We start from the raw sequence: 18,729 nt of genomic DNA, 5'->3' as shown, positions 1-18,729 counted from the left end.
TTTATATGTCTCTTCTTTTTTTTCATGTTGTCCCCGATTCGTGTGTCCGATCAAGCATCCCCTCGAGGATGGACGAGCAAGCACCGTCCATCACACGCCCTATAGGGAAAGGCTGGTTGGAAATTGACCTATGGGCTTGCTTTCTCTAGAATCGCCGGTCTCTTAAAAAGGGGGCCATCCCGGCCCGTCGTCGACAAACCAGGTAACACGCCATGAAACGTACTTTCCAACCAAGCACCATCAAGCGCGCCCGCACCCACGGTTTCCGTGCCCGTATGGCTACCAAAAACGGCCGCGCCGTTCTGTCGCGTCGTCGTGCCAAAGGCCGTAAGCGTCTGGCCATTTGATTTTTCGGCACAGGTGGTGAGTCAGGACTTCAGTCGGGAAAAGCGACTGCTTACACCCCGACACTTCAAAGCGGTCTTCGACTCCCCAACCGGCAAGGTTCCAGGGAAAAACCTGCTGATCCTTGCTCGCGAGAACGGTCTCGATCACCCTCGTCTCGGCCTGGTGATCGGCAAGAAGAGCGTCAAGCTCGCCGTTCAACGCAACCGCCTCAAGCGCTTGATGCGCGATTCCTTTCGCCTGAACCAGCAGTTGCTTGCCGGGTTGGACATCGTGATCGTCGCGCGCAAGGGATTGGGTGAGATAGAAAACCCGGAATTGCACCAACACTTTGGCAAACTCTGGAAACGTCTGGCGCGCAGCCGGCCAACTCCAGCAGTCACCGCCAATTCCGCAGGGGTAGACAGTCAAGATGCGTAAACTGGCACTCGTTCCGATCCAGTTTTACCGTTACGCCATTAGTCCTCTGATGGCCAACCACTGTCGTTTTTTCCCCAGTTGCTCCTGTTACGCTTATGAAGCCATCGAAAACCATGGCGTCTGGCGTGGTGGGTGGCTGGCCGTTCGTCGCCTGGGGCGTTGTCATCCGTGGAATGACGGCGGTTTCGACCCCGTTCCACCCGCTCCTTCCTCCCGAACTTCTTCGATAGCCGAGTAATCATGGATATTAAACGCACGATCCTGATCGCCGCGCTGGCAGTCGTGTCCTACGTCATGGTCCTGAAGTGGAACGATGACTACGGCCAGGCTGCCCTGCCGACTCAGAATACTGCTGCCAGCACTGTTGCGCCGGGCTTGCCCGATGGCGTGCCGGCCGGTAACAACGGCGCCAGCGCCGATGTACCGAGCGCCAACGCCGAATCGAGCCCTGCCGAACTGGCACCGGTCGCACTCAGCAAGGACCTGATCCGAGTCAAGACCGACGTTCTGGAACTGGCTATCGATCCGGTCGGTGGTGACATCGTCCAGTTGAACCTGCCGAAGTACCCACGCCGTCAGGACCACCCGAACATTCCGTTCCAGTTGTTCGACAACGGTGGTGAGCGTGTTTACCTGGCACAAAGCGGTCTGACCGGTGCCAACGGCCCGGATGCCCGCGCCAGCGGCCGCCCGCTGTATGCCGCCGAGCAGAAGAGCTACCAGCTGGCCGACGGCCAGGAACAACTGGTGGTCGACCTGAAGTTCAGCGACAACGGTGTCAACTACATCAAGCGCTTCAGCTTCAAGCGCGGTGAGTACGACCTGAATGTCAGCTACCTGATCGACAACCAGAGCGACCAGGCCTGGAGCGGCAACATGTTTGCCCAGCTCAAGCGTGACGCCAGCGGCGATCCGTCCTCGAGCACTGCCACTGGCACCGCCACCTACCTGGGCGCAGCCCTGTGGACAGCTTCCGAGCCTTACAAAAAGGTCTCGATGAAGGACATCGACAAAGGTAGTTTGAAAGAAAATGTGTCCGGCGGCTGGGTTGCATGGCTGCAGCACTACTTCGTGACCGCCTGGATTCCGGCCAAGTCGGACAACAACGTTGTCCAGACCCGCAAGGACAGCCAAGGCAACTACATCATCGGCTACACCGGCCCGGCCCTCAGCGTCCCTGCTGGTGGCAAGGTCGAAACCAGCGCCATGCTGTACGCCGGCCCGAAGATCCAGTCCAAGCTGAAAGAGTTGTCCCCAGGCCTGGAACTGACCGTCGACTACGGCTTCCTGTGGTTCATTGCCCAGCCGATCTTCTGGCTGCTGCAACATATCCACAGCCTGCTGGGTAACTGGGGCTGGTCGATCATCGTGCTGACCATGCTGATCAAAGGCCTGTTCTTCCCGCTGTCGGCTGCCAGCTACCGCTCCATGGCACGTATGCGTGCTGTTGCGCCCAAGCTCGCCGCGCTGAAGGAACGCTTCGGTGACGATCGCCAGAAGATGTCCCAGGCGATGATGGAGCTGTACAAGAAAGAGAAGATCAACCCGCTGGGCGGCTGCCTGCCGATCCTGGTGCAGATGCCGGTATTCCTGGCCCTGTACTGGGTACTGCTGGAAAGCGTAGAAATGCGCCAGGCTCCATGGATGCTGTGGATTACCGACCTGTCGATCAAGGATCCGTTCTTCATCCTGCCGATCATCATGGGCGCAACCATGTTCATCCAGCAGCGCCTGAACCCTACGCCGCCGGATCCGATGCAGGCCAAGGTGATGAAAATGATGCCGATCATCTTCACCTTCTTCTTCCTGTGGTTCCCGGCTGGTCTGGTTCTGTACTGGGTTGTGAACAACTGCCTGTCGATTTCGCAGCAGTGGTACATCACTCGCCGTATCGAAGCAGCCACCAAAAAAGCTGCTGCTTGACGGGCTAGTACGCTAGCCTGTGAATAAAAAACGCCCCCTAGTGGGGCGTTTTTGCTATCTGTCGTTTTTGTCGTAGAGGCTTTCGAGCATGAACACTGTGCGTGAAACCATCGCCGCCATCGCTACCGCCCAAGGCCGCGGTGGTGTGGGTATTGTCAGGTTGTCCGGCCCTTTGGCCAGCAAGGCCGGGCAGTTGATCACCGGTCGTACGCTGACCCCTCGCCATGCCCATTACGGCCCGTTCCGCGACGATGAAGGGCTGGTGCTTGACGAGGGGATTGCGTTGTTCTTCCCTGGGCCGAACTCGTTCACCGGCGAAGATGTGCTCGAACTCCAGGGCCACGGTGGCCCAGTGGTCCTGGACATGCTGCTGCAGCGCTGTGTACAAGTTGGCTGTCGCCTGGCCCGCCCGGGTGAATTCAGCGAACGCGCGTTCCTCAACGACAAGCTCGACCTGGCCCAGGCCGAAGCCATTGCCGACCTGATCGAGGCCAGCTCCAGCCAGGCGGCACGTAACGCCCTGCGCTCGCTGCAGGGGGAGTTCTCCAAGCGTGTGCACAGCCTGACCGAGGCGCTGATCGCCCTGCGCATCTACGTCGAGGCAGCAATCGACTTCCCCGAAGAGGAGATCGACTTCCTCGCCGATGGCCACGTACTGTCGATGCTCGATGCAGTGCGCGGCGAGTTATCCACCGTGCAACGTGAGGCCGGGCAGGGTGCCTTGCTGCGTGACGGCATGACGGTGGTAATCGCCGGGCGGCCGAACGCCGGCAAGTCGAGCCTGCTAAATCAACTGGCTGGTCGGGAAGCCGCCATTGTCACCGATATCGCCGGCACCACCCGGGACATCCTGCGCGAACATATCCACATCGACGGTATGCCGCTGCATGTGGTCGATACCGCCGGTTTGCGTGATACCGATGACCATGTGGAAAAGATCGGCGTGGAACGCGCCCTGAAGGCCATTGGCGAGGCCGATCGTGTGTTGCTGGTGGTCGACTCCACAGCGCCCGAGGCCAGCGATCCGTTCGCTTTATGGCCCGAGTTTCTCGATCAGCGGCCCGACCCTGCCAAGGTCACGCTGATTCGCAACAAGGCCGACCTGAGTGGCGAGCGGGTGGCGCTGGAACAGTGCGATGACGGCCATGTGACCATCACCCTCAGTGCCAAGGGCGACGACTCTGGGCTGCAACTGCTGCGCGACCATCTGAAGGCCTGCATGGGTTACGAACAGACGGCGGAGAGTGGTTTCAGTGCCCGCCGGCGGCACCTGGATGCCTTGCGCCAAGCCAGCGAGCACCTGGAGCACGGCCGTGCACAGTTGACCTTGGCGGGCGCAGGAGAGCTGCTGGCAGAGGACTTGCGCCAGGCACAGCATGCCTTGGGGGAAATTACCGGGGCGTTCAGCTCGGATGACCTGCTGGGGCGCATTTTCTCCAGCTTCTGCATCGGCAAGTAATCCACAGCCAGGCAAGGCCAAGCGCCGCTCCTTAGGGAGCGGCTTTTTTTTGCCTCAAATTCGTTGCAGGAGATGACCACAGCGAGGTCAACAGCGCACCTGTGGGCGCGGGCAAGCCCGCGAAGACGCCAGTACAACCGCTAGATCTCTATGGCTGGGCCGACGCTTTTGCGGAAAACCGGCTGTCGCCTTGTCCGCGTCGCTCGCGATCTTGAGTATTTTTTCATCCACAAGCTGAAAACTGCGCTCAGGAGCCCTGTGGAAAACCCATCTTCAGCTCAGTTGATAAGCAGGCTTTTTTCCTGAGGAGAAATCCGCCTGTGGGTAAATAGGCATTTCATCCACAGGCTAAATGACGTTATCCATAGCCCTCATGGCACTCCAGACACAGGGTTTAATTTCTCTCTACACATCGCAATTCATGGCCTACAGAGCTTTATCCACAGATATCGTTGTGCATAAGAATAAACATAAAAACAAAGCTTTTATAAATTTCTTCTTGTTGATTTCTGTTGTCTGCCACTCATCCACAGACTGGTCAAAATTTGCGCAGACGGTTTCTTTAAAGGGGGTGAAGTCCCTATACTTGTCGGCTTACCTTCTCTATTCGCAAAAACAGGCACGAGGTGCGTGGTGGATTTCCCTTCCCGTTTTGAAGTGATCGTCATCGGCGGCGGCCATGCCGGTACCGAGGCTGCGCTTGCGTCTGCACGCATGGGTGTGAAAACCCTGCTGCTGACCCATAACGTGGAAACCCTCGGTCACATGAGCTGCAACCCCGCCATCGGCGGTATTGGCAAAAGCCATCTGGTCAAAGAGATCGATGCCCTCGGCGGCGCCATGGCGCTGGCCACCGACAAGAGCGGCATCCAGTTCCGCGTTCTGAACAACCGCAAGGGCCCGGCGGTACGCGCCACCCGTGCGCAGGCCGACCGCGCCATCTACAAGGCGGTGGTGCGTGAAATCCTGGAAAACCAGCCGAACCTGTGGATATTCCAGCAGTCCTGCGACGACCTGATCGTCGAGCAGGACCAGGTCAAGGGCGTAGTTACCCAGATGGGTTTGCGTTTCTTCGCCGAATCGGTGGTACTGACCACTGGTACTTTCCTCGGCGGGCTTATCCACATTGGTCTGCAAAACCATTCCGGTGGCCGTGCCGGTGATCCACCCTCGATCGCCCTGGCCCACCGCATGCGTGAACTGCCACTGCGCGTCGGCCGCTTGAAAACCGGGACTCCGCCACGCATCGATGGGCGCTCTGTGGATTTCTCGGTGATGACCGAGCAGCCAGGTGATACGCCGATCCCGGTCATGTCCTTCATGGGCAATGCCGAAATGCACCCACGGCAGGTGAGCTGCTGGATTACCCATACCAATGCGCGTACCCACGAGATCATCGCCTCGAACCTCGATCGTTCGCCGATGTACTCGGGTGTGATCGAAGGCGTCGGTCCGCGCTACTGCCCATCGATCGAAGACAAGATTCACCGGTTCGCCGACAAGGAAAGCCACCAGGTGTTCATCGAGCCGGAAGGCCTGAACACCCATGAGCTGTACCCCAACGGTATTTCCACATCGCTGCCGTTCGACGTGCAGCTGGAGCTGGTGCGTTCGATCCGCGGCATGGAAAACGCCCACATCGTCCGCCCGGGCTACGCCATCGAGTACGACTACTTCGACCCGCGTGACCTCAAGTACAGCCTCGAGACCAAAGTCATCGGTGGCCTGTTCTTCGCCGGGCAGATCAACGGCACCACCGGTTACGAAGAAGCCGGTGCCCAGGGCCTGCTGGCCGGGACCAACGCCGCATTGCGCGCACAGGGCCGCGAAAGCTGGTGCCCGCGCCGCGACGAAGCCTACATCGGCGTACTGGTCGACGACCTGATCACCCTGGGTACCCAGGAGCCGTACCGCATGTTCACCTCACGTGCCGAGTACCGCCTGATCCTGCGCGAAGACAACGCCGACCTGCGCCTGACCGAGAAAGGCCGTGAACTGGGCCTTATCGACGATCAGCGCTGGGCCGCCTTCTGCGCCAAGCGTGACGGCATCGAGCGTGAGGAACAGCGCCTGAAGTCGACCTGGGTTCGGCCGAACACCGAACAAGGCCAAGCCATTGTGGATAAGTTCGGCACGCCGCTCAGCCACGAGTACAGCCTGCTGAACCTGTTGGCGCGCCCGGAAATCGACTACGCCGGGCTGATCGAGGCGACCGGCGGTGACGCAATCGATCCACAGGTCGCCGAGCAGGTCGAGATCCGCACCAAGTACGCGGGCTACATCGACCGCCAGCAGGATGAAATCGCTCGCCTGCGCGCCAGCGAAGACACCCGCCTGCCTGTGGATATCGACTACACGACGATTTCCGGCCTTTCCAAGGAGATTCAGGGCAAGCTTGGCCAGACCCGCCCGGAAACCCTGGGCCAGGCTTCGCGCATCCCGGGCGTGACCCCGGCGGCGATTTCCCTGTTGCTGATTTACTTGAAAAAACGCGGCGCTGGCCGCGAATTGGAGCAAAGCGCTTGAGTTCCCTGGTCACCCCGCAACACGCTGAAGAGTTGTCCACAGGCGCGCGCCAGCTCGGTGTCGAGCTGAGCGCCGAGCAGCACGAGAAACTGCTTGGCTACCTGGCCCTGTTGATCAAATGGAACAAAGCCTACAACCTCACGGCCGTGCGCGACCCGGACGAGATGGTGTCGCGCCATCTGCTCGACAGCCTGAGCGTCATGGCGTTTATCCACAGCGAGCGTGACAACTGGCTGGATGTCGGCAGCGGCGGTGGCATGCCGGGTATTCCGTTGGCTATCCTGCATCCGCACAAGCGCGTGACGGTGCTGGACTCCAACGGCAAGAAGACCCGCTTCCTGACCCAGGTGAAAATGGAGCTCAAACTGGACAACCTCACGGTTATCCACAGCCGGGTCGAAGCCTTCCAGCCGGCGCAGCCGTTCGACGGAATCATCTCCCGCGCTTTCAGCAGCATGGAGAACTTCACCAACTGGACCCGCCATCTGGGCGACACCGGGACGCAATGGCTTGCAATGAAGGGGCTGCATCCTGCCGATGAACTGGTAGCATTGCCCGCAGACTTCACAGTGGAAAGCGAACAGGCCCTGACCGTTCCAGGTTGCCAGGGCCAGCGCCATCTGCTGATACTGCGCCGCAAGGCATGACTGGGAACACGCGCATCAATGGCTAAGGTATTCGCAATCGCGAACCAGAAAGGTGGTGTAGGCAAGACCACCACCTGTATCAATCTCGCCGCCTCGCTGGCCGCGACCAAGCGTCGTGTGCTGCTGATCGACCTCGATCCGCAGGGCAACGCCACCATGGGCAGCGGTGTGGACAAGCACGAGCTCGAGCACTCGGTCTACGACCTGCTGATCGGGGAATGCGACCTGGCCCAGGCCATGCATTACTCCGAGCATGGTGGGTTCCAGTTGCTGCCGGCCAACCGCGACCTGACGGCCGCCGAGGTGGTGCTGCTGGAAATGCAGGTCAAGGAGAGCCGTCTGCGCAACGCACTGGCGCCTATCCGTGAGAACTACGACTACATCCTCATCGACTGCCCGCCGTCGCTGTCGATGCTCACGCTCAACGCCCTGGTCGCTTCCGATGGCGTGATCATCCCCATGCAGTGCGAGTACTACGCACTGGAAGGCCTCAGCGACCTTGTGGATAACATCAAGCGCATCGCCGCCCGGTTGAATCCGGAGCTGAAGATCGAGGGCTTGCTGCGGACCATGTACGATCCTCGCCTGAGCCTGAACAACGATGTTTCGGCGCAGCTGAAGGAACACTTTGGCCCGCAGCTGTACGACACGGTCATTCCGCGCAATATTCGCCTGGCCGAGGCCCCCAGCTTCGGCATGCCGGCCCTGGCCTACGACAAGCAATCGCGCGGCGCGCTGGCTTATCTGGCTCTGGCCGGGGAACTGGTTCGCCGCCAGCGCCGTCCATCACGCACTGCACAAACAACTTAAGGAATCCGTATGGCCGTCAAGAAACGGGGTCTCGGACGTGGGTTGGATGCACTGCTCAGTGGTCCTTCCGTCAGCGCGCTCGAAGAGCAGGCTGTGAAGATCGACCAGAAAGAACTGCAACACCTGCCGGTCGAGCTGATCCAGCGTGGCAAGTACCAGCCGCGTCGGGACATGGACCCGGAGGCGCTGGAAGAGCTCGCGCATTCGATTCGCAGCCATGGCGTCATGCAACCGATCGTGGTCCGCCCGATTGGCGACAACCGCTTCGAGATCATCGCCGGTGAGCGCCGCTGGCGCGCGACCCAGCAGGCCGGCCTGGACACGATCCCGGCCATGGTCCGCGAAGTGCCCGATGAAGCCGCCATTGCCATGGCGCTGATCGAGAACATCCAGCGCGAAGATCTCAACCCGCTGGAAGAGGCCATGGCCCTGCAGCGTCTGCAGCAGGAATTCGAGCTCACCCAGCAACAGGTGGCCGACGCCGTGGGCAAGTCGCGGGTCACCGTGGCCAACCTGCTGCGCCTGATCACCTTGCCGGAGGCGATCAAGACCATGCTCGCCCACGGTGACCTGGAGATGGGCCATGCACGCGCATTGCTCGGCCTGGACGAAAACCGTCAGGAGGAGGGGGCGCGTCATGTTGTCGCACGTGGTCTCACCGTGCGCCAAACCGAGGCACTGGTTCGTCAGTGGCTCAGTGACAAGCCTGATCCGGTCGAACCGAGCAAACCTGATCCGGATATCGCACGCCTTGAACAGCGGCTCGCAGAGCGCCTGGGGTCGGCCGTCCAGATCCGTCATGGGAACAAGGGCAAGGGCCAGTTGGTTATTCGTTACAACTCGCTTGACGAGTTGCAAGGCGTGCTTGCTCACATCCGCTGAAACAATTCCTGTTGTAGCGCGCAGTCGGAAATCACTACGAAGAGTTGAATAGGGGTTAATCCACCCCTATACTCTGCGCGCATTTTGTCGGCACAAATTATGCCAAGTCATAGCTGACTTGTTGGTCGACTTCCGAGGAGCAGTTGTGATGGAAATCCGCACGCCAAACCGCCTGCCTTTCCATCGCTGGGCGGTTTTTCCGGTACTGCTGGCTCAATTCGTCGTACTGCTGCTGGCAACCCTGGTGTTGTGGCAGTGGAAAGGGGCGGTCAGTGGATATTCAGGCCTTTGCGGAGGTTTGATTGCGTGGCTGCCCAATGTGTATTTCGCCTGGAAGGCTTTTCGCTTCAGCGGAGCTCGGGCAGCACAAGCCATCGTCAAGTCGTTCTACGCTGGCGAGGCAGGCAAGATGATTTTGACGGCAGTGCTTTTTGCACTGACCTTCGCAGGAGTGAAGCCACTGGCGCCGTTAGCAGTATTCGGCGTCTTCGTGTTGACCCTTTTGGTCAGCTGGTTCGCGCCCCTGCTGATGAATAAAAGACTTTCGAGACCTTAGGGCGTTTGAGGCAACCATGGCAGCAGAAACCGCTTCGGGCTATATCCAGCACCACTTGCAGAACCTGACCTACGGTCAACTACCAGACGGCAGCTGGGGCTTTGCCCATTCGGCTGCAGAAGCCAAGGCAATGGGCTTCTGGGCGTTCCACCTGGACACCCTGGGTTGGTCCGTCGCGCTGGGTCTGATCTTCCTGTTCATTTTCCGCATGGCGGCAAAGAAGGCGACTTCCGGCCAGCCTGGCGGTCTGCAGAACTTCGTGGAAGTGATGGTCGATTTCGTCAACGGCAGCGTGAAGGACTCCTTCCACGGCCGTAGCCCGGTAATCGCACCGCTGGCACTGACCATCTTCGTCTGGGTATTCCTGATGAACGCCGTCGACCTGGTACCGGTCGACTGGATTCCTCAGCTGGCCATCCTGATTTCCGGTGATCCGCACATTCCGTTCCGCGCCGTTTCGACCACCGACCCGAACGCGACCCTGGCCATGGCCTTCAGCGTGTTCGCCCTGATCATCTTCTACAGCATCAAGGTCAAGGGCCTGGGCGGCTTCATCGGTGAGCTGACCCTGCACCCGTTCGGCAGCAAGAACATCTTCGTGCAGATCCTGCTGATTCCGGTCAACTTCCTGCTCGAATTCGTCACCCTGATCGCCAAACCGATCTCGCTGGCACTGCGTCTGTTCGGCAACATGTATGCCGGCGAACTGGTGTTCATCCTGATCGCGGTCATGTTCGGCTCCGGCCTGCTGTGGCTCAGCGGCCTGGGTGTGGTGCTGCAATGGGCGTGGGCTGTGTTCCACATCCTGATCATCACCCTGCAAGCTTTCATCTTCATGATGCTGACCATCGTCTACCTGTCGATGGCGCACGAAGATAACCATTAAGACCGCCTGGCGTGTCTGATAGCCTTCCTCGCCTGTTCGGGGGGAGGGCTTAAAAAGTCCGCAAGGGCAGCTGTACTCACGATTTGTTTTACCGCTTCAAACTAAAAACCTAACCAATACGACGTAAAAGTCGGGAGGAAAGATGGAAACTGTAGTTGGTCTGACCGCTATCGCTGTTGCTCTGCTGATCGGCCTGGGTGCTCTGGGTACCGCCATTGGTTTCGGCCTGCTGGGCGGCAAATTCCTGGAAGGCGCTGCTCGTCAGCCAGAAATGGTTCCGATGCTGCAGGTCAAAATGTTCATCGTTGCCGGTCTGCTCGACGCCGTAACCATGATCGGTGTTGGTATCGCTCTGTTCTTCACCTTCGCGAATCCGTTCGTTGGTCAGATCGCCGGCTAATCACTCGTCACCACGAGTTGATGGCTGTATGAATTAAGACCGAGCGAGGTGTTGGCGTGAACATTAATGCAACCCTGATTGGCCAATCCGTTGCTTTCCTGATTTTTGTACTCTTCTGCATGAAGTATGTATGGCCTCCGGTCATCACTGCTCTGCAAGAGCGCCAAAAGAAGATTGCCGACGGTTTGGACGCTGCCAACCGCGCAGCTCGCGACCTGGAGCTGGCCCAAGAGAAAGCGGGTCAGCAACTGCGTGAAGCTAAAGCACAGGCAGCCGAAATCATTGAGCAAAGCAAGAAACGCGCTGCTCAGCTTGTCGAGGAAGCCCGTGAACAGGCCCGCGTCGAAGCTGACCGTGTGAAGGCTCAGGCTCTGGCCGAGATCGAACAGGAACTGAACAGCGCTAAAGACGCCCTGCGTGCCCAAGTGGGTGCTCTGGCCGTTGGCGGTGCTGAAAAGATCCTTGGCGCCACAATCGATCAAAACGCGCATGCGGAGCTGGTTAACAAACTGGCCGCTGAAATTTAAGCGAGGGCGATCATGGCAGAACTGACCACGTTGGCCCGACCTTACGCTAAGGCTGCCTTTGAGCATGCCCAGGCCCATCAGCAACTGGCCAATTGGTCAGCCATGCTCGGCCTGGCTGCTGCGGTGTCGCAAGACGACACCATGCAGCGCCTGCTCAAGGCCCCGCGACTGACGAGCGCAGAAAAGGCCGCCACGTTCATTGACGTGTGCGGTGACAAGTTCAATGCACAGGCACAGAATTTCATTCATGTTGCCGCGGAAAACGACCGTCTCCTGCTTCTGCCGGAGATTGCCGCTCTGTTTGACCTGTACAAGGCCGAGCAAGAGAAATCCGTGGACGTGGAAGTCACCAGTGCCTTCGCGTTGAACCAAGAACAGCAAGACAAACTCGCCAAGGTTCTCAGTGCACGGTTAGGCCAGGAAGTGCGCCTGCACGCGTCGGAGGATGCCAGCCTGATTGGCGGCGTCGTCATCCGCGCTGGTGACCTGGTAATCGATGGCTCTGTTCGCGGCAAAATCGCGAAACTGGCCGAAGCATTGAAATCTTGAGTTTGAAGGGGCAGCAGAGCAATGCAGCAACTCAATCCTTCCGAAATTAGTGAAATCATCAAGGGCCGCATCGACAACCTCGATGTGAGCTCCCAAGCCCGTAACGAAGGTACCGTTGTTTCGGTTTCCGACGGTATCGTGCGGATCCACGGTCTGGCCGACGTCATGTACGGCGAAATGATCGAGTTCCCGGGCGGCGTCTACGGCATGGCCCTGAACCTGGAGCAAGACTCCGTAGGTGCAGTGATCCTGGGTGCCTACGACACCCTCGCCGAAGGCATGAGCGCCAAGTGCACCGGCCGCATCCTGGAAGTTCCGGTTGGTAAGGAACTGCTGGGTCGCGTCGTCGACGCACTGGGCAACCCGATCGACGGCAAAGGTCCTCTGGGCAACACCCAGACCGACGCGGTCGAGAAAGTAGCTCCAGGCGTGATCTGGCGTAAGTCGGTAGACCAGCCTGTACAGACTGGCTACAAATCCGTCGACGCCATGATCCCTGTCGGCCGTGGCCAGCGTGAGCTGATCATTGGCGACCGTCAGATCGGCAAGACCGCCATGGCCATCGACGCCATCATCAACCAGAAAGACTCCGGTATTTTCTGTGTTTATGTAGCTGTCGGCCAGAAGCGTTCCACCGTTGCCAACATCGTTCGCAAGCTGGAAGAAAACGGCGCCCTGGCCAACACCATCGTGGTTGTTGCCAGTGCTTCGGAATCCGCCGCACTGCAATTCCTGGCGCCATACGCCGGTTGCACCATGGGCGAGTTCTTCCGTGACCGCGGTGAAGACGCTCTGATCGTTTACGATGACCTGTCCAAGCAGGCCGTTGCCTACCGTCAGATCTCCCTGCTGCTGCGCCGTCCACCAGGACGTGAAGCGTACCCAGGCGACGTGTTCTATCTCCACTCCCGTCTGCTGGAGCGTGCATCGCGCGTTTCGGAAGAGTACGTCGAGAAGTTCACCAACGGTGCTGTCACTGGCAAAACCGGTTCCCTGACCGCTCTGCCGATCATCGAAACCCAGGCTGGCGACGTTTCCGCGTTCGTTCCGACCAACGTGATTTCCATCACCGACGGTCAGATCTTCCTGGAATCGGCCATGTTCAACTCGGGCATCCGCCCTGCAGTGAACGCCGGTGTTTCGGTATCCCGCGTAGGTGGTGCCGCTCAGACCAAGATCATCAAGAAGCTGTCCGGTGGTATTCGTACCGCGCTGGCTCAGTACCGTGAACTGGCTGCATTCGCCCAGTTCGCGTCCGATCTGGACGAAGCGACCCGCAAGCAGCTGGAGCATGGTCAGCGCGTTACCGAGCTGATGAAGCAGAAACAGTACGCGCCAATGTCCATCGCGGACATGGCACTGTCGCTGTACGCCGCTGAGCGTGGCTTCCTGACCGACGTAGAAGTCTCCAAGATCGGCAGCTTCGAGCAAGCACTGATCGCCTTCTTCAACCGTGATCACGCTGAACTGATGGCGAAGATCAACGTGAAGGGTGACTTCAACGACGAAATCGACGCAGGCCTGAAAGCCGGTATCGAGAAGTTCAAGGCCACCCAGACCTGGTAAGCCGCAGCGGGGGCCCTGGCCCCCGCTTGCTAACCTGATAGGTGATACATGGCAGGCGCAAAAGAGATTCGCAGTAAGATTGCGAGCATCAAAAGCACGCAAAAAATTACCAGCGCCATGGAGAAAGTGGCGGTCAGCAAGATGCGCAGGGCACAAATGCGCATGGCTGCTAGCCGTCCTTACGCGGAGCGTATCCGCCAGGTGATCGGTCATCTGGCCAACGCCAACCCGGAATACCGCCACCCGTTCATGATCGAGCGCCCTGTAAAGCGCGCCGGTTATATCGTGGTGAGCAGTGACCGTGGTCTGTGCGGTGGCTTGAATACCAACCTGTTCAAGGCCTTGGTCAAGGACATGAGCGCAAACCGCGAACAGGGCGTTGAAATCGACCTGTGCGTGATCGGCAGCAAGGGTGCGACTTTCTTCCGCATCTTTGGCGGCAACGTCGTAGCAGCGATCAGCCACTTGGGCGAAGAGCCATCGATCAACGATCTGATCGGCTCCGTCAAAGTGATGCTGGACGCCTACCTGGACGGCCGTATCGATCGCCTCTCCGTGGTTTCGAACAAGTTCATCAACACCATGACCCAGAAGCCAACGGTCGAGCAATTGGTACCGTTGGTGGCAACCCCGGATCAGGATCTCAAGCATCACTGGGATTACCTGTACGAACCCGACGCAAAAGAGCTGCTGGACGGCTTGATGGTGCGTTACGTGGAGTCGCAGGTATACCAGGCGGTGGTCGAGAACAACGCTGCTGAACAAGCGGCCCGGATGATCGCCATGAAGAACGCCACAGACAACGCCGGTGATTTGATCAAAGAGCTTCAGTTGATCTACAACAAGGCGCGTCAGGCTGCGATCACCCAGGAGATCTCGGAAATCGTCGGCGGCGCTGCCGCGGTTTAACGGTTCAAAAATTCAGAGGATCCAGCTATGAGTAGCGGACGTATCGTTCAAATCATCGGCGCCGTCATCGACGTGGAATTCCCACGTGATGTCGTGCCGAGTGTATACAACGCGCTGAAAGTACAAGGCGCGGAAACCACCCTGGAAGTTCAGCAGCAGCTGGGCGACGGCGTGGTTCGTACCATTGCGATGGGCTCCACCGAAGGCCTGAAGCGCGGTCTGGAAGTCGTTGACTCCGGCGCTGCCATTTCCGTTCCTGTTGGTAAGGCCACCCTGGGCCGTATCATGGACGTACTGGGCAACCCGATCGACGAAGCCGGCCCGATCGGTGAAGAAGAGCGTCGCGGTATCCACCAGCCAGCGCCTTCGTTCGCTGACCAGGCAGGCGGCAACGACCTGCTGGAAACCGGCATCAAGGTTATCGACCTGGTTTGCCCGTTCGCCAAGGGTGGTAAAGTTGGTCTGTTCGGTGGTGCCGGTGTCGGCAAGACCGTAAACATGATGGAACTGATCCGTAACATCGCCATGGAACACAGCGGTTACTCCGTGTTCGCTGGTGTGGGTGAGCGTACTCGTGAGGGTAACGACTTCTACCACGAGATGAAGGACTCCAACGTTCTCGACAAAGTAGCACTGGTCTACGGTCAGATGAACGAGCCACCAGGAAACCGTCTGCGCGTAGCGCTGACCGGCCTGACCATGGCTGAGAAGTTCCGTGACGAAGGTAACGACGTTCTGCTGTTCGTCGACAACATCTATCGTTACACCCTGGCCGGTACCGAAGTATCCGCACTGCTGGGCCGTATGCCTTCGGCAGTAGGTTACCAGCCGACCCTGGCTGAAGAGATGGGCGTTCTGCAAGAGCGCATCACCTCCACCAAGGAAGGTTCGATCACCTCCGTTCAGGCCGTATACGTACCTGCGGACGACTTGACCGACCCGTCGCCAGCGACCACCTTCGCCCACTTGGACGCCACCGTCGTTCTGTCCCGTGACATCGCCTCCCTGGGTATCTACCCAGCGGTCGATCCACTGGACTCGACTTCGCGCCAGCTGGACCCGAACGTGATCGGCAACGAGCACTACGACACCGCTCGTGGCGTTCAGTATGTTCTGCAGCGCTACAAAGAGCTGAAGGACATCATTGCGATCCTGGGTATGGACGAACTGTCCGAGACCGACAAGCAACTGGTAGCCCGCGCTCGTAAGATCCAGCGCTTCCTGTCGCAGCCGTTCTTCGTGGCCGAAGTCTTCACCGGTTCGCCAGGCAAGTACGTTTCCCTGAAAGACACCATCGCTGGCTTCAGCGGCATCCTCAAAGGTGACTACGACCACCTGCCAGAACAAGCGTTCTACATGGTCGGCAGCATCGACGAAGCGATCGAGAAAGCCAAGAAACTGTAATTCCTGCGCCCCGCAAGGGGCGCTATCAGGTTGAGGCAAGCAGATGGCTATGACAGTCCATTGCGATATCGTCAGCGCGGAAGGAGAAATTTTCTCCGGTCTGGTCGAGATGGTGGTTGCGCACGGTAACCTGGGTGATCTTGGTATCGCTCCAGGCCACGCGCCGCTGATCACCAATCTGAAGCCAGGTCCGATTACGCTGACCAAGCAGGGTGGCGCCCAAGAGGTGTTCTACATCTCTGGTGGTTTCCTCGAGGTTCAGCCGAACATGGTCAAGGTGCTTGCCGATACCGTGCAACGTGCTGCAGACCTGGATGAAGCGCAAGCTCAGGAAGCCCTCAAGGCTGCCGAGAACGCCCTGAATCTGAAAGGCGCGGACTTCGACTACAGTGCCGCCGCCGCACGTCTGGCCGAGGCCGCAGCCCAGCTGCGTACCGTCCAGCAAATGCGCAAAGGCAAGTAATCGGCCTCGGCTGATAACTTCTGTTGCGATTGAGTAAAAGGGTAGCCTCGGCTACCCTTTTTCTTTTTCTGATTTTTCTCCCCCCGGTCTTTCACTGACCGCCCAGGATTGGTAGCCAGTAATGTCACTCGATATCGTTATTCTCGCCGCCGGCCAAGGCACCCGCATGCGCTCGGCTATGCCCAAGGTGCTGCACCCGGTAGCCGGCAACTCCATGCTCGGCCATGTTATCCACAGCGCGCGCCAGCTGCAGCCGCAAGGTATCCACGTGGTTATTGGTCATGGTGCCGAGCTGGTTCGCGAGCGCCTGGCCGCTGACGACCTGAACTTCGTCATGCAGGAAAAACAGTTGGGTACCGGCCATGCGGTAGCCCAGGCATTGCCGGCCGTGACCGCCGACACCGTGCTGGTGCTGTACGGCGATGTACCGTTGATCGAAGTGGAGACCCTGCAACGCCTGTTGGCCAAGGCCAATGAACAGCAGCTGGGCCTGCTTACGGTATCGCTCGACGACCCGACCGGCTACGGTCGCATCGTGCGTGACGAGCAAGGCCGGGTGACTGCCATCGTTGAGCACAAGGACGCCAACGACGCGCAGAAAGCGATCAAGGAAGGCAACACCGGTATTCTGGCGCTGCCAGCCGCGCGCCTGGCCGACTGGATGGGCCGCCTCTCGAACAACAACGCCCAAGGCGAGTACTACCTGACCGACGTCATCGCCATGGCAGTGGCCGACGGCCTGGTGGTGGCCACTGAACAGCCACACGACCCGATGGAAGTGCAGGGCGCCAACGATCGTCGTCAGCTGTCCGAGCTGGAGCGTCATTACCAGCTGCGTGAAGGCCGCCGCCTGATGGCCCAGGGTGTGACCCTGCGGGACCCGGCGCGCTTCGATGTACGGGGTGAAGTGACCGTTGGTCGTGATGTGCTGATCGACATCAACGTGATTCTCGAAGGCAAAGTGGTCATCGAGGACGATGTGCAAATCGGCCCTAACTGCGTCATCAAGAACACCACCCTGCGCAAAGGCGCGGTGGTCAAGGCCAACAGCCACCTTGAAGGCGCCGTGATGGGCGAGGGCAGCGATGCCGGCCCGTTCGCCCGCTTGCGCCCTGGCAGCGTGCTGGACGCCAAGGCCCATGTGGGTAACTTCGTCGAACTGAAAAACGCCCACCTGGGTGAAGGCGCCAAGGCCGGTCACCTGACTTACCTGGGCGATGCTGAAATCGGTGCACGCACCAATATTGGCGCTGGCACCATCACCTGCAACTACGATGGCGCCAACAAGTTCAAGACAGTGATGGGCGAGGACGTGTTCATCGGCTCGAACAACTCGCTGGTGGCGCCTGTGGAAATCAAGGCCGGCGCGACCACCGCAGCCGGTTCGACTATCACCCAGACCGTGGAAGCCGCCGACCTGGCTGTGGGTCGTGCGCGCCAGCGCAATATCTCGGGCTGGAAGCGGCCGGAGAAAATCAAGAAGAGCTGAGTTATTCACAGCTGTTCAATCGAAAGCCGACTTATGTGAATAAGTCGGCTTTTTTATTGGCCGATCGGCAATCCGGTGTGGGAGCGCAAAATCTGACGAAACTATCCACAGGGCAGCAACTGCTTGACGAAACGAGCGTCTTAGGTTTTGATTGCAACCATTATCTTTCGAAACGAAACTTAAGCGCGAATGTCGAAACGAAATACGCCCCAGCGGCGGCACAATATCCTGGCTTTGCTCAGCGAGCAGGGTGAAGTGAGCGTGGACGCCTTGGCCAAGCGTTTCGAAACGTCGGAAGTGACCATTCGCAAAGACCTCGCTGCCCTCGAAACCAACGGCCTGTTGCTGCGGCGCTATGGCGGTGCGGTACCGGTGCCGCAAGAACTGCTCGGTGAGCCGGCCCAGCCTGTGTCTTCCTACAAGAAGGCCATTGCGCGTGCCGCCGTCGGGCGTATCCGCGAACATGCGCGCATCATCATCGACAGCGGCAGCACCACGGCAGCCATGATCCCCGAACTGGGGCGCCAGCCCGGCCTGGTGGTGATGACCAATTCGCTGAACGTGGCCCGAGCCATTTGCGACCTCGAACACGAGCCGGTGCTGCTGATGACCGGTGGCACCTGGGACCCCCATTCCGAGTCGTTCCAGGGCCAGGTGGCCGAGCAGGTATTACGCTCTTACGATTTTGATCAGCTGTTCATCGGCGCCGACGGCATCGACCTGGGCCGGGGTACCACCACCTTCAACGAGCTGCTCGGGCTTAGCCGCGTCATGGCCGAAGTCGCCCGTGAAGTGATCGTGATGGTCGAGTCGGACAAGGTGGGGCGCAAGATCCCCAACCTTGAGCTGCCCTGGGGCAGCGTGCACACCCTTATTACAGACGAACGCCTGCCCGCAGCGGCACGCGAACAAATTCAAGCCCGCGGCATCAACCTGATCTGCGCCGCGATCAGCCAGGAGCAATAAAA

At 59.2% G+C, this 18,729-nt stretch carries 20 protein-coding genes; all 20 read left to right on the top strand.

What is annotated here, in order from left to right; translation table 11 throughout:
• Positions 1 to 212: 212 nt before the first annotated feature.
• A complete protein-coding gene (rpmH, locus tag PP4_RS28430; protein WP_003253163.1) occupies positions 213 to 347 on the top strand; it encodes a 50S ribosomal protein L34 in 135 nt (44 codons plus the stop codon).
• 13 nt (positions 348 to 360) lie between these two features.
• Positions 361 to 765 (top strand): ribonuclease P protein component, encoded by a 405-nt coding sequence (gene rnpA / locus PP4_RS28425; RefSeq protein WP_003253166.1) that lies wholly within the window; start codon positions 361 to 363, stop codon positions 763 to 765.
• Positions 758 to 1,003 carry a membrane protein insertion efficiency factor YidD gene (yidD, locus tag PP4_RS28420; protein ID WP_080642832.1) on the top strand — a complete coding sequence of 82 codons (246 nt, stop codon included), beginning with the start codon at positions 758 to 760 and terminating at the stop codon, positions 1,001 to 1,003. Before rnpA ends, yidD begins: the two co-directional genes overlap by 8 nt.
• A gap of 2 nt (positions 1,004 to 1,005) precedes the next feature.
• A complete protein-coding gene (gene yidC, locus PP4_RS27435; protein ID WP_016502301.1) occupies positions 1,006 to 2,688 on the top strand; it encodes a membrane protein insertase YidC in 1,683 nt (560 codons plus the stop codon).
• An 88-nt stretch (positions 2,689 to 2,776) separates the two neighbouring features.
• Positions 2,777 to 4,147, top strand: a complete 1,371-nt coding sequence (gene mnmE, locus PP4_RS27430) for a tRNA uridine-5-carboxymethylaminomethyl(34) synthesis GTPase MnmE (protein ID WP_016502300.1) — start codon at positions 2,777 to 2,779, stop codon at positions 4,145 to 4,147.
• Between the two features lie 633 nt (positions 4,148 to 4,780).
• The gene (gene mnmG, locus PP4_RS27425; RefSeq protein WP_041168155.1) at positions 4,781 to 6,673 is read left to right on the top strand and encodes a tRNA uridine-5-carboxymethylaminomethyl(34) synthesis enzyme MnmG; all 1,893 of its coding nucleotides are present in this window, start codon (positions 4,781 to 4,783) and stop codon (positions 6,671 to 6,673) included.
• Positions 6,670 to 7,320: a 16S rRNA (guanine(527)-N(7))-methyltransferase RsmG gene (rsmG, locus tag PP4_RS27420; RefSeq protein WP_016502298.1), complete on the top strand. Its 651-nt coding sequence runs from the start codon at positions 6,670 to 6,672 to the stop codon at positions 7,318 to 7,320. The genes mnmG and rsmG overlap by 4 nt, the downstream gene beginning before the upstream one ends.
• An 18-nt stretch (positions 7,321 to 7,338) precedes the next feature.
• Positions 7,339 to 8,130 carry a ParA family protein gene (locus PP4_RS27415; protein WP_016502297.1) on the top strand — a complete coding sequence of 264 codons (792 nt, stop codon included), beginning with the start codon at positions 7,339 to 7,341 and terminating at the stop codon, positions 8,128 to 8,130.
• 9 nt (positions 8,131 to 8,139) lie between these two features.
• Entirely contained in the window at positions 8,140 to 9,012 is an 873-nt protein-coding gene (locus PP4_RS27410) for a ParB/RepB/Spo0J family partition protein (RefSeq protein WP_016502296.1), read from the top strand.
• A 148-nt stretch (positions 9,013 to 9,160) separates the two neighbouring features.
• Positions 9,161 to 9,568 carry a F0F1 ATP synthase subunit I gene (locus PP4_RS27405; protein WP_008092225.1) on the top strand — a complete coding sequence of 136 codons (408 nt, stop codon included), beginning with the start codon at positions 9,161 to 9,163 and terminating at the stop codon, positions 9,566 to 9,568.
• A gap of 16 nt (positions 9,569 to 9,584) precedes the next feature.
• Positions 9,585 to 10,454, top strand: coding sequence for a F0F1 ATP synthase subunit A (gene atpB, locus PP4_RS27400; protein ID WP_016489912.1), 870 nt, complete (start codon positions 9,585 to 9,587; stop codon positions 10,452 to 10,454).
• 142 nt (positions 10,455 to 10,596) lie between these two features.
• The gene (atpE, locus tag PP4_RS27395; protein ID WP_003097235.1) at positions 10,597 to 10,854 is read left to right on the top strand and encodes a F0F1 ATP synthase subunit C; all 258 of its coding nucleotides are present in this window, start codon (positions 10,597 to 10,599) and stop codon (positions 10,852 to 10,854) included.
• A 56-nt stretch (positions 10,855 to 10,910) separates the two neighbouring features.
• The gene (locus tag PP4_RS27390; RefSeq protein ID WP_003253189.1) at positions 10,911 to 11,381 is read left to right on the top strand and encodes a F0F1 ATP synthase subunit B; all 471 of its coding nucleotides are present in this window, start codon (positions 10,911 to 10,913) and stop codon (positions 11,379 to 11,381) included.
• 12 nt (positions 11,382 to 11,393) lie between these two features.
• Positions 11,394 to 11,930: a F0F1 ATP synthase subunit delta gene (locus tag PP4_RS27385; protein ID WP_003253191.1), complete on the top strand. Its 537-nt coding sequence runs from the start codon at positions 11,394 to 11,396 to the stop codon at positions 11,928 to 11,930.
• A 21-nt stretch (positions 11,931 to 11,951) separates the two neighbouring features.
• The gene (gene atpA, locus PP4_RS27380; RefSeq protein ID WP_012274911.1) at positions 11,952 to 13,496 is read left to right on the top strand and encodes a F0F1 ATP synthase subunit alpha; all 1,545 of its coding nucleotides are present in this window, start codon (positions 11,952 to 11,954) and stop codon (positions 13,494 to 13,496) included.
• Positions 13,497 to 13,544: 48 nt separating this feature from the next.
• Complete coding sequence (atpG, locus tag PP4_RS27375; protein ID WP_016502295.1) at positions 13,545 to 14,405, top strand: F0F1 ATP synthase subunit gamma; 861 nt, start codon at positions 13,545 to 13,547, stop codon at positions 14,403 to 14,405.
• Between the two features lie 27 nt (positions 14,406 to 14,432).
• A complete protein-coding gene (gene atpD / locus PP4_RS27370) occupies positions 14,433 to 15,809 on the top strand; it encodes a F0F1 ATP synthase subunit beta (protein WP_016502294.1) in 1,377 nt (458 codons plus the stop codon).
• Positions 15,810 to 15,852: 43 nt separating this feature from the next.
• Positions 15,853 to 16,272 (top strand): F0F1 ATP synthase subunit epsilon, encoded by a 420-nt coding sequence (locus PP4_RS27365; protein ID WP_041167946.1) that lies wholly within the window; start codon positions 15,853 to 15,855, stop codon positions 16,270 to 16,272.
• 121 nt (positions 16,273 to 16,393) lie between these two features.
• Complete coding sequence (gene glmU, locus PP4_RS27360) at positions 16,394 to 17,761, top strand: bifunctional UDP-N-acetylglucosamine diphosphorylase/glucosamine-1-phosphate N-acetyltransferase GlmU (protein WP_016502292.1); 1,368 nt, start codon at positions 16,394 to 16,396, stop codon at positions 17,759 to 17,761.
• Between the two features lie 189 nt (positions 17,762 to 17,950).
• Complete coding sequence (locus tag PP4_RS27355; RefSeq protein WP_012274906.1) at positions 17,951 to 18,727, top strand: DeoR/GlpR family DNA-binding transcription regulator; 777 nt, start codon at positions 17,951 to 17,953, stop codon at positions 18,725 to 18,727.
• The last annotated feature ends 2 nt before the right edge of the window (positions 18,728 to 18,729 follow it).

The sequence above is a fragment of the Pseudomonas putida NBRC 14164 genome, assembly GCF_000412675.1.
GTDB lineage: Bacteria > Pseudomonadota > Gammaproteobacteria > Pseudomonadales > Pseudomonadaceae > Aquipseudomonas > Aquipseudomonas putida.
Note: the sequence above shows the minus strand (reverse complement) of the source record. Positions and strands in the feature narration are given on the sequence as shown.

Excerpts from the sequence above, each read along its gene's own strand:
- atpB (WP_016489912.1), top strand. The coding sequence starts at position 9,585 with ATGGCAGCAGAAACCGCTTCGGGCTATATCCAGCACCACTTGCAGAAC.
- PP4_RS27365 (WP_041167946.1), top strand. The coding sequence starts at position 15,853 with ATGGCTATGACAGTCCATTGCGATATCGTCAGCGCGGAAGGAGAAATT.
- atpA (WP_012274911.1), top strand. The coding sequence starts at position 11,952 with ATGCAGCAACTCAATCCTTCCGAAATTAGTGAAATCATCAAGGGCCGC.
- PP4_RS27385 (WP_003253191.1), top strand. The coding sequence starts at position 11,394 with ATGGCAGAACTGACCACGTTGGCCCGACCTTACGCTAAGGCTGCCTTT.
- atpE (WP_003097235.1), top strand. The coding sequence starts at position 10,597 with ATGGAAACTGTAGTTGGTCTGACCGCTATCGCTGTTGCTCTGCTGATC.
- PP4_RS27405 (WP_008092225.1), top strand. The coding sequence starts at position 9,161 with ATGGAAATCCGCACGCCAAACCGCCTGCCTTTCCATCGCTGGGCGGTT.
- glmU (WP_016502292.1), top strand. The coding sequence starts at position 16,394 with ATGTCACTCGATATCGTTATTCTCGCCGCCGGCCAAGGCACCCGCATG.
- atpG (WP_016502295.1), top strand. The coding sequence starts at position 13,545 with ATGGCAGGCGCAAAAGAGATTCGCAGTAAGATTGCGAGCATCAAAAGC.
- PP4_RS27415 (WP_016502297.1), top strand. The coding sequence starts at position 7,339 with ATGGCTAAGGTATTCGCAATCGCGAACCAGAAAGGTGGTGTAGGCAAG.
- mnmE (WP_016502300.1), top strand. The coding sequence starts at position 2,777 with ATGAACACTGTGCGTGAAACCATCGCCGCCATCGCTACCGCCCAAGGC.
- yidC (WP_016502301.1), top strand. The coding sequence starts at position 1,006 with ATGGATATTAAACGCACGATCCTGATCGCCGCGCTGGCAGTCGTGTCC.
- yidD (WP_080642832.1), top strand. The coding sequence starts at position 758 with ATGCGTAAACTGGCACTCGTTCCGATCCAGTTTTACCGTTACGCCATT.
- rpmH (WP_003253163.1), top strand. The coding sequence starts at position 213 with ATGAAACGTACTTTCCAACCAAGCACCATCAAGCGCGCCCGCACCCAC.
- PP4_RS27410 (WP_016502296.1), top strand. The coding sequence starts at position 8,140 with ATGGCCGTCAAGAAACGGGGTCTCGGACGTGGGTTGGATGCACTGCTC.
- PP4_RS27355 (WP_012274906.1), top strand. The coding sequence starts at position 17,951 with ATGTCGAAACGAAATACGCCCCAGCGGCGGCACAATATCCTGGCTTTG.
- atpD (WP_016502294.1), top strand. The coding sequence starts at position 14,433 with ATGAGTAGCGGACGTATCGTTCAAATCATCGGCGCCGTCATCGACGTG.